Raw genomic sequence first — 12,462 nt, 5'->3', positions numbered from 1 at the left:
GTGATTAGTGAATTTAATTCACGACATCATAAAACCAAACCTAATTTATCTCAATAAAAACACGGGCTAAAATGGCTACACGTTTATGAGAACAAACAGGAGACAATATCATGCAAAACATCACATTAAACAACGGCGTACAAATTCCTGCACTTGGTTTCGGCGTATTCCAAATTCCGCCCGCAGAAACTGAACAGGCCGTGATTGCCGCCATCAAGGCAGGCTATCGTCACATCGACACCGCGCAGGTTTATATGAATGAAACCGAAGTCGGTTTGGGGATTAAAAACAGCGGCGTGGCACGCGAAGAATTGTTTGTTACCACCAAAATTTGGGTAGAAAATTTCGGCTACGAAGCCGCCAAGGCCTCGCTGGATCGTTCATTAGGCCGTCTGAATTTGGATTACATCGATATGGTGCTGATTCATCAGCCTTACGGCGACAGCTACGGTACATGGCGCGCGCTGGAAGAATATCAGGCAGCCGGCAAAATCCGCGCCATCGGCGTGAGCAATTTTTCGCCGGTGCGTGCGGTGGATTTGGGACTATTCAATAAAGTGATGCCGCAAGCCAATCAGATTGAAATTAATCCGTTCCAACAAAAAAACGAAGCCGTTTCCGCTTTGCAGGCTGAAGGTATCGCCGTGGAAGCATGGGCGCCGTTTGCTGAAGGCAAAAACGATATTTTCCACAATCCCGTGTTAAGCAAAATCGGTGCGAAATACGGCAAATCCGTGGCGCAGGTGATTACCCGATGGCTGGTGGAACGTGGCATCATTGTATTGGCAAAATCCACCAAACCCGAACGCATGGCGGAAAACTTGAACATCTTTGACTTTGCCCTCAGTGATGAAGACAAAGCAGAAATTGCCAAACTGGACGGCACGTTCGACGCCATCGTCAATCACGACACGGTGGATAATTTGAAACGTATCGCTTCATGGAAAACGGGACAATAACCGCAAACATCACATCCCTTTTTTATAAATTATTTATTCTAGGAGTAAAAATGAATATTTTATTATTAAACGGTGGTAAAGCTTTCGGCCATTCGCATGGTGAGTTAAACAACACGCTTCACAAAAAAGCAAAAGACGTTTTGACCGCACTTGGACACAATGTAAAAGAAACTGTGATTGATGCTGGCTATGATGTTGAGGCAGAAATCGAAAAATTCTTGTGGATGGATGCCGTGATTTGGCAGATGCCTGTTTGGTGGATGCACGAGCCTTGGACAGTGAAGAAATACATAGACGAAGTATTTATCGCTGGACACGGCAAGCTTTACCACAGTGATGGCCGTCATCGTGTTAGTCCAACTGAAGGCTTCGGTACAGGTGGTTTGTTGCAAGGCAAAAAACACATGCTTTCGCTTACTTGGAATGCGCCGATTGAAGCGTTCACCCGTGAAGGCGACTTCTTTGAAGGCAAAGATGTGGATGCTGTGTACATGCCTTTCCACAAACTCAACGAGTTCATCGGTTTGACCCGTCTACCGACATTTACATGTAACGATGTAGTTAAAAATCCACAAGTAGAACAATACTTCGCAGACTACCAAGCACATTTGAAAAAAGTGTTTGGTTAATGATAAAACATCAACTTGAAGTGGTGGACTTTTGCCCACCATTTTGTCAGTCGCTAATTGGTACGAAATATGGCAAATCCGTGGCGCAAGTGATTACCTGCTGGCTGATTGAGCGCGACATCATCGTGTTGGCAAAATCCACTAAATCCGAACGCATGGCGGAAAACTTGAATGTCTTTGACTTTGCGCTTAGTAATGAAGACAAAGCCGAAATTGCCAAACTGGACGGCACGTTCGCCGCCATCGTCAATCACGACACGGTGGATAATTTGAAGCGCATCTCCGCGTGGAAAATGGGCGTGTAAGTGTAGCGAAAAACCATCTGCAATTCATCATATGAAAGGACAAAACATGATTAACGGGTTAGATATCGAACGTTTCCGAACTACCATGGCAGCGGTTGAAAACGACCATGCAAAAGGCAAGGCAGTATTACTCGCCGATTCGCGCTGGGTATCCGGCACGAAGAACGAAATCTCCGTGCGCCGCTTCCCTGCCTTTACCACAGACGAACCGAAAAACATGGGCGGTGAAAACGCCACCCCAAGTCCGATGGAATACCTGATCGGTGCTGCTGCAGGCTGCTGCGCCATAGGTTTCGAGTTGCAAGCAGCACAAGCAGGCGTGGAACTGGAACAGTTTGAAATATCCGCAAGCGGCGGTATCGACATGGCCAAACTGTGCGGCATGGAAGATGGCTACGGCGGACTGGATAATCTGGTGCTAACCATAAAAGTAAAAGCCGACGCCGACCTTCCTACCCTGCAAAATTTCGCCGACCGCTCCGCCGCTACCTCCCCAGTGTTGAACAGCCTGAAAGCGCGGGCAAAAGTGGTTGTGGAAAAAATCTAGACGACTCAAAACGTTTTCTTGTTTTCATTTCGTTAAAAGCCCCTTTTCTGGACAACTAGAAAAGGGCTTAATCGCTCAAAGGAGTACATGGCATGCAACAACTGCACACTTTGAAAGACATCGAACAGGCCATCGCCACACACCCTTTAGTATCACTGTACATCAAAGCCCCAATCTGCGGTGTTTGTACGGTCGTGGGCGCCCAGCTCGACTCAGCTTTGGCGGAGGAAGGAAATGTGTATGCCGTAAAAGCCGATATTGCTGAAATACCCGAAATGGCCGGACGTTTCCACGTGCTGACCGTACCTGCATGGCTGCTGTTTTATCAAGGCAAGGAAGTAGAACGGATGGCCCGCTTCATCCCTCAGGCACAGATGAAGCAGACATTGGCAAAATGGACAAAAGTAGCAGAAAGCGGACATCAGTAACCGGTCTATCAATGTTTCAGACGGCTGCGGTCTTGATAATGATGCAAGCGGTCAAATTTTTAAGATGATTTGCAAAATACTTAAAAATTTGACCGCTCTTTATTACGAAAAGGTCGTCTGAAACGGCTTGCAGACTGATATGATTATTGAAGAAACGCTGTGATTTGTACACTAAAACCATCTTCTGAAAATCCCCTTTGACATTCCCCTTCATTCCTTCTAAAATGCGTTCAAGTTTTTAAACATATAAACTCAAGAATCCGAATATGCCACAACAAACGATGAATTTAATGCGCGAGTGCATTCCCATTTTTACCGTGTTGAGCGATGAAAACCGCCATCAAATCCTGCGCGTGCTGTGGGAACATGGCAAGATGAATGTGAATGAGCTGACCGAGCATCTGCATCTGTCGCGCCCTGCGGTGTCGCATCATTTGAAAATCATGTTGCAAGCCGGGGCGGTGGCGGTGGAGCAGGTCGGCAAAGAGCGGTTTTACAGTATTGCCATGGCGGATGTGGTGGCGAGATTGAAACAGCTTGCCGATTTGATGGCACAAAATTGCCCGCTTTCAAAATAGGGTTATCCGTTGACCCTTTATTTTTACTCAAATACGTTCACATTTTTAAACTTATCAACTTAAAGGAACGATTATGTTATTCACGCCATTCACTTTTCAAAACGGTAAAACCGCCAAAAACCGTATCTTCAAATCCGCCATGGAAGAGCAACTTGCCCAAAACGACCAGCCGTCTGAAAAACTTGTCCGCCTCTACGACACTTGGGCAAAAGGCGGTGCAGGTGTGTTGGTTACGGGCAATGTGATGGTCGCCGAAAGCGGCAAAGGTTCGATAAACGATGTGGTGATTTCAGACGGCCGCAGCCTTGAGATGCTGAAAAAATGGGCGAATGCCGGCACGCAAAACGACACGCTGCTCATCATGCAAATCAACCATGCGGGCAAACAGTCGCCTGCGGTGATCAATAAAACCCCACTTGCGCCGAGCGCCGTGCCGTTGGTGGGCATGGATGGCTTCATCAATCCGCCGCGTGAATTGACTGCCGATGAAATCAACGGGCTGATTCAGCAATTCGTGCAAACCGCGAAATTGCCGAGCAGGCAGGCTTTTCAGGCGTACAAATTCACGCCGCGCACGGCTATCTCATCAGCCAATTCCTCTCGCCGCACCACAACCGCCGCCAAGACCAATGGGGCGGCAGTTTGGAAAACCGTATGCGCTTCCTTTTGGAAACCTACACCGCCATCCGCGCTGCCGTGGGCAAAGATTTCTTGGTAGGTGTAAAACTCAATTCGGCAGATTTCCAAAAAGGCGGATTTGACGAAAGCGAATCGGTGCAGGTGGTGCAAAAACTATCGGAAATGGGCATTGATTTTATTGAAGTTTCCGGTGGCAACTACGAAAGCCCGCAAATGCTCGCTGCCAAAGACAGCACCCGTAAACGTGAAGCCTTCTTCATTGATTACGCCGAAAAAGCCCGTGCAGTCAGCCAAGTTCCATTGATTATCACTGGTGGCTTCCGTTCACAAAGCGCAATGGAAGATGCCTTATCCAGCGGCCATTTAGATTTGGTCGGTGTTGCTCGTCCGTTTGCCTTAGTCCCTGATTTGGCGAACAAAATGCAAAACGGCTCTTACCAAACCGTACAAACTGACCGCATCAAAACTGGCGTGGCATTGGTTGATAAAAAAGCAGGGGCAATGTTGGAAATGAACTGGTATATGACGCAAATGGACTTGATCGGACAAGGAAAACAGCCTGATCCTAAATTGTCGGCGTGGAAAGTATTGCTGAAAACTTTGTGGGAAAATGGAAAAGCAGGGTTAAGTACTGGCAGATCTTGATGGGGTAAGCAGGGATTTGAAGGAGGATTAAATTTTAAAATTTAGCCGTATTTAAAAGTATGAATATAAATAAGTTGATACTAAAAAACCATTTGAATCTTCAAGTTCAAACGGTTTTTTAGAATTTACGATAAAGACATTAATACAGAAAAGACCTTGTTTTAGTTGAGATTTAAAATAAAAAATAATGAGTAGATTTAAAACGAGCGTATTGGGGCTTGCGCTAACAGTGTGTCGATGTGTGAAATAGGTAATTATTGTAAATGAGCCACATCGTTAAGCTGCTCAATATGAAAACCGCTTTCACTATTGTATTTCACAATACTGATCGAAGTATTTAACAATGACACGGATTTACCCTCATCACGATGGTTTTCCCAAGTCGCTCCGCCCAGTAAGGACAATAAAAGTCGCAAGGTATGGCCATGCGATACCACTAAAATATTAGCACCCGATTGATGTACCTTAATGATATCGTAAAGGGCGTCCATTGCACGTACTGCTAATTGTTCAAAGGTTTCGCCACCATTGCTTAATGCTTTATAAGCTGCCGGGTCATTGGTCAGTTGTTTGAATTCGGTTAGCTTCCGCAAGTCAGCGATCTGCATACCTTCCCAACTTCCAAAAGATTGTTCATTTAGTCCACAGTGTTGAAAAAGAGGAATGGGACGCTGGCCGATAATATGGCCAGCCGTATCAATAGCACGTTGTAAAATGCTGGAGTAAGCAGCGGTAAATTCTACTTGTTGTAGCGCTACGCCGGTTTTCTGAGCTCCTGCAATTCCTTGTTCGGTTAGTGGTGAATTGCCGGATCCCTGTAAAAGTCCTTGTTCGTTCCATTGGGTACGGCCATGGCGAATAAAATAAAAAGTGAGTTGTTTTGACATCATAGTTCCTTGGAGAACGGGAAGTATAGGGTATAACTAATTCATGATGCAAAGGCCGTCTGAAACGATAATTTCAGACGGCCTTTTACTTTAACGTGTGCCGTTTAGATACGGTCGTGCCTGGAGGATAACAAGCTTACCATTATCAAACGCCCATTCGATGTCCTGCTCACCATTTGCAAATAGCTGTTTGATTTGTTGGCCGGTTTGGTCAAGGCGACGTATTTGTTCTTGATTCATCACGTTACCACTGGTTACAGGAACTTCTCGTACTCCACCGTTTTTATCCAGTTGCAACGCTGTGGTTTCATTAGAGGAGCTGAGACGTTGTACAGAATCATTGCGACGGTTATAGACTACCTGTTCGGCTACCCGTTTGCCCTCAACGACACGAATACCCAACCCGCGTTTGGCGGCAATGTAGGAGCTGTTTTTCTGAGCAATATCATAAGGATTGATGGTAACCAACACGCCGGAGAAATCTGCATTGATGCTTTGTTGCACAAAGACACTCATTTTCACGCTATCGTGAGGCAATCCGGCAATACGGCGGGCTTCGTATGCGCTGTAATTGAAGACAGAAGCCCAAGATTGCTTCACTGCTTCAGCCAACGCGTTTTCATCAGTAACATTTGGCACTGTGGTGTACAGTCCTGCGCCGCTGAAATTGGGCAGGTCTTCGGAATTAGAGGAGCTGCGGATAAACACGCCTTTGCTGTTTAATTGATTACGCCATTGCTCAGCCCATCTGTGCTTCCATTCTGACGGGATTTCGGCATCGGTAATTTTTTTCTGCAGTGTGAGTAAAGCAGTGCGGCGCTTGCGGTTGTCTCCATCACTTTGTGTTTCGATGTGTGCCAGTGTTGTTGCGTTAATACCCAGTCTATCCATCATGGCTTGATAGTAGGCAAACGGAATGCAGAATCCATCAGGTACATTACTGCCTGCAATATGGGCGCGGATATGGCCGAGGTTGGCAGCCTTACTGCCGCAGTAATGGCTGTCATCACGGCGCAGGTTTGTCAAAGCCCGAAGGCTGTAATCGGAAACATCAGGTTGGGGCAGGGTAAGGCCGTCTGAAAAGCTTTTACTGGTAGTGTTCCGGTTGGTTTGGACAATTCGGTATTGCTTAGCAGTCGCTTCAAATTCGATACGACAGCGAATATATGGGGCTAGGATTTTTTCTGCGTCTTTAAGGTAAATATTTGGAATCCCCCAGCCGCGTGCCAATACATTCACATGCGATAGTGCAGTAGATGGTTTCTCACTGATAATCCCCGCCACAGGTGGCAGCTCTAGGGGAACCTCTTTCAAAATAATAATATCATCGGCACCGACATTATAAAGATCATCTTCTTTGGCAATAACGCGTAATGTGCCTATCGCTTTACCTTGGTTTAGAGGCAGGTAGGGGAAATTTTTAATCAAACTTTCTTGGGTAATAAAAGGAACTTTACTTTGCTCAGCAACGGTTTCCTGCCATAAAGAATTGGTTTTATAACGCAACGGAGCGTAGAAACTGTCTTTCAGACAACCTGCTGCCAATTTCAACAATTCAGGCGTGATTTTGTCTCCTTCCCAAAACTCATAAACATATTCCTGAGTACTATTCTGCCAACTGATCGTACCAAACAGATAACGCCGATTAGGACTACGGTATTGTTGATTCAATTCAGTTTTTGACAGCATGGGTTTCAAGATAGTAGCCAGATAATGCTCATGCAGCCGAAACTTGGGAGTATTGATGTAGTCGGTACGGTTATCATCTTCACGATCGATGAGAAAGAGGATATGAGGAATTTCATATTCACTACCTTGCTCATAGATACGCGAAAGTAAGTCAAAATCAGCCTGACTTTTGATTGCAGATAACACAGGAATTTGTGTTTTAATTGGAGTGGCTGTTGGTTGACGCTTTTCAGACTCGTAATAAGAAGGCTTACGCGCCGTTGGTGCAGCCGTGTCGGCTGTCTCAGCTTCAGGACGGCAGGCTGAAAGTAAAAGCAATATTGGGAGGCAAAAAGCAGGCTTCATGATGTTGTCGGTTATCTAAATCAAATGAAAAGCAATATATTTATGGTAAAAATATGTATTGTGATCTTTCCGTCGGGAGGACATATGCTGCCTACGCGTCTTGTGTTCCCAAACAGCCTGAAACCGCAAGGATGGGGCATTTGCGTTTTCAGGCTATCCCAATTTACCGCTGAATCTGCGAGGTAATCGTGCTGTCGGGAATCTTGTCGTCTTCCGCCAGCAGCATGGCTTTGGAGAGGATGACTGAGAGCGTGTTGTCACCTTCAAACGGAATAAACAGCTTGTCGGATACGTCTTTTTTGCGGCTGTCGGGTACGATGCAGAGGTATTGATCATCCGGCAGCATCAGGATGTTGCTGCTGCCGATGTGGATTTTGTAGGTACGCAGCTTGCCCTGTACGACGAGGAAGTTGCCGTCTATGTGGGCAACCTTGGCAATTTTCAGGCGCGGCAGCAGGGTTTCCAATACGGCTTTGCGGGTTTTGGCGACTTCGCCCAAGTCACCGAAGGAATAGCTTTGCCAGTAGCTGTAAAAACGTGCCTCTCCACCGTTGTCTTCCCAGGTCGGGTCATTACCTACGCTGGCCACGCCCACAAACAAATCCACGTCGCGCAACACTTCGGAAAACACGCGCGGCGGAATATCAATTAAGTCCAGCACAGTGGCATGGTAATCGTCGTCCAACCGGTGAAAGCGCACTTGGTCGGTACTGACATACTGCCAGATACCGCTTTCCGTCCATGCTTCTTCGCTATCCACCGCGTTTGTCCAAAATTCGGCGCGTAGGTTGTATTCGGGCAAATCCAACGATACGGTTGCGTCGTCGCTACCGTCCCACGCACCGGCCAGCGAGCCCCTCCAGCCGCGTCCTTTGGCAAGCGTCATATATTGGTGTTGTTTCAGGATGTGGGCGGCAAAGCGGTTGCTGTATGTTTTGGTGTTGATTTCGGCTTCGGTGAGCAGATAGATTTCACGGTATGCCTGTTTCAACGGCTGGCGGATTTCTTTGTCCAGCAGCAGTTGACGCCACTGGGCGATGCTTTGCTGCGTGGCAAGCGCGGGATGCCACAAGCTGACTTGCAGGCAGTCTGAAACATCGGTTTGTGCGCCCGTTTCGTCCACCCATGTTCCGTCTAACCACAGTGCAGCGCGACCCTGCGTATCGTTTTCGTCGCGGAAAAACTGCCATATTAGCGGACGCGTGAGGCAGGACATCAGTCCGTGCTGCCAGTAATACTGTTCGGCGTGTTCCAGCGGTACGCGGTGTTCGGAGCGCATCATTTGGTCCAAGCGGTCGCGTTGGGCGGTGAGCGTGGTGTTGAGGTTTTTTTGTGTGGCTTTGAGCTTTTTCAGTTTGTCGGCATGGTCGGTTTTCACGAAGGCGGGTACGGTTTTCTGCGGCGAGCCGTCGGGTTTGAACCAGCGCAGTTCGGACTTGCCTACGCCCGTTACCGCCAGACGGCAGGTGTAGCCGCCGAAGTCATAGTCGCGGCAGCCTTCCTGCAAGCCGAAGCTGTCCACCGCCATGTCTTCGATTTCGTTGCGGGATACACCCCGCTGCGCAGCGGCTTCGTCCAAATATTTGGCAATCGCGCTTTGCACATTGCTGAACTTAATCCGCAGGCGCAGGCGCGAAAGGCAGGCGATGCCGTCCAGCCCTTTGGAGCGGAACAGCGCATAGAAACAGGCGTTGCCCACGGAAGCATAGCGCGCGCCGAGATTGGGGATTTTGTCGTATGAATGCAGCGCAAGTTGGGTAAGAGTGGACAGGGTGGCGCTGTCGTGGAAATGGCTGCACATCCACACCAGCCCTTTGAGCACGGTCTGGTTGACGCTGCAAACAGGTAGGACATGGGTGCTGTAACTGTATTCTCCGTGGATGACGGTTTCGGTCTGCACTTCGCTGTTGCAGACAAATTCTATCCAGCCGTACAGCATTTTTTTGAACCTGTCCGCACCCAACGCGTCGATCAGCGTTTTGGATTCTTTCAGGTATTTTTCGCTTGGCTTGCCTGCATTGGCGGATAGGGCAAGCGCAATGATTTTGCTCCATATGTCCTGCTGTTCCGGTGGCAGAGCAGCAAGTTGCGGATTGGCGTATCGGGCAAACTCGTCATCTTGGGCGGGGAAGCAGGCTTCGGCGGAACTGCCTGCCAGTTCTGCCAGGGCGGCAAGGTTGGCGGTAGCGGCTTTCTTGTCCCATAGGTTTTCCGCAAAGACGCGGTAACGGTCGCAGGCGTTTTTCAGGCCGTCTGAAAGCGTTTTGCTCGGATTGGGAAACTGTTTTTTGATCTGGTTTATCAGATATTTGAGCGGATAGTAATCTGCCTCCTGCTCGGACAGCCCGTTATCGTCCAGCATGGCGGCAAAAATATGCTGCACATCCTGCTCCGTCATCGGCAACGTTTTACGCGCCAGAGCCATCGCTACCGCTACACGGATGGTGCCGTAATTGTGTATCCTGTCCTCGCCCATATTTTTAAAAATTTTATTTCGTCCCCAGCCGCGTATCAAATCAATGCAGTGGATCAGCAAATCGACGCGGTATCCGGGTGCGGCTTTCTCCACTTCGGCAAAACTAGGGCAGAGCTTCAGGTTTATCGTGTCGTATTCGTGTGAACGGCTTTGGAGCCATTCTTTTTCCAGTGTGTTGAGAAGCTGATTGAACTTGGCACGGTGGCTGTCGGAAATCTGCACGGTTTGGTTTTGGCTCATAGGACTGTCCTTGCGTATCAATGTGTTGGTTATTTCGCTGCAAAGGTGGATAACGTCGGTAAGGGTTTTCTTGTCCGCACTATTCAGGCTGTATGGGGCATCTTCTACAAAGGTGAGGTAGCGTTGCGCGGCGGTTTTCAGGCTGCTTATCCGCCTACTAGCGGCGTGAGTTTGATGAAATTGACGACCAGCCCGTCATGCAGGCACACCATATCGTCCAGCGTTTCCAGTTGGCGATTGTCGGCAAGGATGAAAAACGAATTTTGCTCAAAAGCTTTCAAAGCGACGGCGATTTGCTTTTCCACGTCCACAGGTTGCGGGTGCGTGCCTTTTTTGCCGTGCGTTTCCCGAATCACGATGTCGCCGAGATCGGTGGGGATAACGAGGCTGTGGCGTAAGAGGACATCGGCGGCGCGGTTGTTGTAGGCTGCAACTTCCTGCCGCACGCGTTCGGCAATCAGATCCGCCGCGCTGATGTGCTTGGTTCTAAATTTTAAAAACAGCTCATGCAATACTTTGCCGGCGAGATTTTGGTCTTGGATCGTGATGGTAGCTGCGATCATGGATGACTCCTCCAAACATAAAACAGACAAATCATACTGTTTTTTGATCGTTTCAGACAGGCTGAAAACAAAGCAGCCTTTACATTGATAGATGCGAGTGCAGGTTGCCCTTTACATTTTAGTTCTGTAGGAACTTTGTGAGACCTTTGCAAAATTCCCCAAATCTTTTCATGGGAATTTTGCAAAGGTCTCGACTTGAGTTGAAACTCAAGCAGATGACTTTGTTCAGGAAATATTGTGATGAAGAGCGAAAAAAGGTCGTCTGAAAAACCAAATTTAGGTTTTCAGACGACCTTTTCATTTATGGCTTTACTGTTTATTCGATGACAACGCGCGCGTTAAGCGGCTGGACGGGGCGGTTGTTATGCGAGCCGATGGCGCGGGTGAATTTTTCTGCCTGCGCCTGATCGATGTGGTCGTAGGTTTTCAACAGCAGCCACGATACGCCTTCGCTGCACGGCGGTGTGGTCAGCGAACCGGCAAAGCGGTAGTATTTCAGCCGTTTCGGCAACAGGGTGCTGGCGTCGAAGGCTTTGTCGAGGTTTACCTTTCCTTCTTTCATCGGCATCACGTTCCATATCGGAGCCAGGCGGTCGTTGGTTTTGCCGGGTTCGTACAATACTGCCAATACCAAAGGCTGGCGGTTTTCGTCCAAGTGGACGAAGTGGGCTTCCATTGGGAAGGTGCGGCCTTTGATTTGGTTTTCACTGGGTACGTGGAAATGGAATTGTTTCAGGGTGTAGGTGCGACCGTTCACGCTGAGGGTATTGCCGCCTTCGGGGTAGTTGACTTGGATGGTGTGGCCGTTGTTTTCCACGTTAACCGCGCTCGGCTTGTAATCGACTTTGATGGCGGGCAGTCTGCCGGAGACGGTTTCGGTAATGTTGACGGGGGATTGGTTTTTGCCTGTAGAGCATAAACGGAACTCTTCAGAAAGCTCACCCCAGCTTTCGGGGGAGTCGTGTCCGGTGTAACCCCAATGTGTGTGGTTTCCGTGTGCAGCTGCGGAGAATGCCGCGAAGGTGGACAGCAGGAAGACAGTCAGACGAGGCAACGTACGGGTCAAGCAGGGCATTGCAATATCCTTTCTATAAGGAGGAGGGAAAAAAGCATTGCGGTGTGCATGTGGGATATTGTTATTTTTTATTAAACCATAGCCACATTAAATCGTCAGGTCAAGCCTTCTTTGGGTAATTAATTTAAGGCTATGAAGTTAAAGCGAATTCATTTTTTTCCAAACGATATTATCGTTTAGAAAATTGATAATAATTTGAAATAGAAAACTTCCGTTTTTCACACCTTAAAAATTTAAGGAAGCCGACTCATGAAAAAGGTCGTCTGAAAAACTAAATTCAGGTTTTTTCAGACGACCTTTTTGCCTTGCCTGACAAGGGTTATTTGTGCAGCCCGCATTCTTTGCTGCCCTTGCTTTCCCCCCACTAGCAAGCCGTAGCCCATATGCAACCTAAACTCAACAAGGATGTGTGAGAAACGCACGTATGCGGTTCTCAAGGTTTGAGCTAAGAGGCCGT

Annotated in this window: 11 protein-coding genes and 1 pseudogene; 7 read left to right on the top strand and 5 right to left on the bottom strand. The window is 48.1% G+C overall.

Annotated features, from left to right (window positions below; translation table 11 throughout):
- Positions 1-110 precede the first annotated feature (110 nt).
- From HMPREF3139_RS03885 to HMPREF3139_RS03850, 7 genes and pseudogenes are all read left to right on the top strand, one after another.
- On the top strand, positions 111-959 hold the full coding sequence (locus HMPREF3139_RS03885) for an aldo/keto reductase (protein WP_070460670.1): 849 nt from the start codon (positions 111-113) through the stop codon (positions 957-959).
- Between the two features lie 50 nt (positions 960-1,009).
- Positions 1,010-1,588 (top strand): NAD(P)H-dependent oxidoreductase, encoded by a 579-nt coding sequence (locus HMPREF3139_RS03880; RefSeq protein WP_070460668.1) that lies wholly within the window; start codon positions 1,010-1,012, stop codon positions 1,586-1,588.
- Positions 1,588-1,893: an aldo/keto reductase gene (locus HMPREF3139_RS03875; RefSeq protein ID WP_070460666.1), complete on the top strand. Its 306-nt coding sequence runs from the start codon at positions 1,588-1,590 to the stop codon at positions 1,891-1,893. Before HMPREF3139_RS03880 ends, HMPREF3139_RS03875 begins: the two co-directional genes overlap by 1 nt.
- Positions 1,894-1,939: 46 nt before the next feature.
- Entirely contained in the window at positions 1,940-2,440 is a 501-nt protein-coding gene (locus HMPREF3139_RS03870) for an OsmC family protein (RefSeq protein WP_283127007.1), read from the top strand.
- Positions 2,441-2,532: 92 nt separating this feature from the next.
- Positions 2,533-2,868, top strand: a complete 336-nt coding sequence (locus HMPREF3139_RS03865; protein ID WP_049332398.1) for a thioredoxin family protein — start codon at positions 2,533-2,535, stop codon at positions 2,866-2,868.
- 266 nt (positions 2,869-3,134) lie between these two features.
- Positions 3,135-3,446, top strand: coding sequence for an ArsR/SmtB family transcription factor (locus HMPREF3139_RS03855; protein ID WP_070460660.1), 312 nt, complete (start codon positions 3,135-3,137; stop codon positions 3,444-3,446).
- Between the two features lie 73 nt (positions 3,447-3,519).
- Positions 3,520-4,730: pseudogene (locus tag HMPREF3139_RS03850) on the top strand (NADH oxidase).
- A gap of 254 nt (positions 4,731-4,984) precedes the next feature.
- Here HMPREF3139_RS03850 and HMPREF3139_RS03845 read toward each other — a convergent pair.
- The 5 genes from HMPREF3139_RS03845 to cah all read right to left on the bottom strand — a co-directional run bounded on the left by HMPREF3139_RS03845 (position 4,985) and on the right by cah (position 12,005).
- Positions 4,985-5,617, bottom strand: a complete 633-nt coding sequence (locus HMPREF3139_RS03845) for a histidine phosphatase family protein (protein ID WP_070460658.1) — start codon at positions 5,615-5,617, stop codon at positions 4,985-4,987.
- 90 nt (positions 5,618-5,707) lie between these two features.
- Positions 5,708-7,651: a PEP/pyruvate-binding domain-containing protein gene (locus HMPREF3139_RS03840; protein ID WP_070460656.1), complete on the bottom strand. Its 1,944-nt coding sequence runs from the start codon at positions 7,649-7,651 to the stop codon at positions 5,708-5,710.
- A gap of 163 nt (positions 7,652-7,814) precedes the next feature.
- Positions 7,815-10,367: a DUF4132 domain-containing protein gene (locus tag HMPREF3139_RS03835; protein WP_070460654.1), complete on the bottom strand. Its 2,553-nt coding sequence runs from the start codon at positions 10,365-10,367 to the stop codon at positions 7,815-7,817.
- Between the two features lie 146 nt (positions 10,368-10,513).
- Complete coding sequence (locus tag HMPREF3139_RS03830) at positions 10,514-10,930, bottom strand: hypothetical protein (protein WP_225905474.1); 417 nt, start codon at positions 10,928-10,930, stop codon at positions 10,514-10,516.
- A gap of 316 nt (positions 10,931-11,246) precedes the next feature.
- On the bottom strand, positions 11,247-12,005 hold the full coding sequence (gene cah / locus HMPREF3139_RS03825) for a carbonic anhydrase (protein ID WP_070460650.1): 759 nt from the start codon (positions 12,003-12,005) through the stop codon (positions 11,247-11,249).
- Positions 12,006-12,462: the final 457 nt, after the last annotated feature.

It is taken from the genome of Neisseria sp. HMSC15G01 (assembly GCF_001808255.1).
In the GTDB taxonomy this organism is placed as follows: Bacteria; Pseudomonadota; Gammaproteobacteria; order Burkholderiales; family Neisseriaceae; genus Neisseria; species Neisseria subflava_A.
The sequence above is the reverse complement of the archived record's forward strand: the minus strand, read 5'-3'. Positions and strand labels throughout refer to the sequence as shown.

Bases quoted from the DNA above. Each gene is read 5' to 3' on its own strand.
- HMPREF3139_RS03885 (WP_070460670.1), top strand. From the start codon at position 111: ATGCAAAACATCACATTAAACAACGGCGTACAAATTCCTGCACTTGGT.
- HMPREF3139_RS03880 (WP_070460668.1), top strand. From the start codon at position 1,010: ATGAATATTTTATTATTAAACGGTGGTAAAGCTTTCGGCCATTCGCAT.
- HMPREF3139_RS03875 (WP_070460666.1), top strand. From the start codon at position 1,588: ATGATAAAACATCAACTTGAAGTGGTGGACTTTTGCCCACCATTTTGT.
- HMPREF3139_RS03870 (WP_283127007.1), top strand. From the start codon at position 1,940: ATGATTAACGGGTTAGATATCGAACGTTTCCGAACTACCATGGCAGCG.
- HMPREF3139_RS03865 (WP_049332398.1), top strand. From the start codon at position 2,533: ATGCAACAACTGCACACTTTGAAAGACATCGAACAGGCCATCGCCACA.
- HMPREF3139_RS03855 (WP_070460660.1), top strand. From the start codon at position 3,135: ATGCCACAACAAACGATGAATTTAATGCGCGAGTGCATTCCCATTTTT.
- HMPREF3139_RS03845 (WP_070460658.1), bottom strand. From the start codon at position 5,617: ATGTCAAAACAACTCACTTTTTATTTTATTCGCCATGGCCGTACCCAA.
- HMPREF3139_RS03840 (WP_070460656.1), bottom strand. From the start codon at position 7,651: ATGAAGCCTGCTTTTTGCCTCCCAATATTGCTTTTACTTTCAGCCTGC.
- HMPREF3139_RS03835 (WP_070460654.1), bottom strand. From the start codon at position 10,367: ATGAGCCAAAACCAAACCGTGCAGATTTCCGACAGCCACCGTGCCAAG.
- HMPREF3139_RS03830 (WP_225905474.1), bottom strand. From the start codon at position 10,930: ATGATCGCAGCTACCATCACGATCCAAGACCAAAATCTCGCCGGCAAA.
- cah (WP_070460650.1), bottom strand. From the start codon at position 12,005: ATGCCCTGCTTGACCCGTACGTTGCCTCGTCTGACTGTCTTCCTGCTG.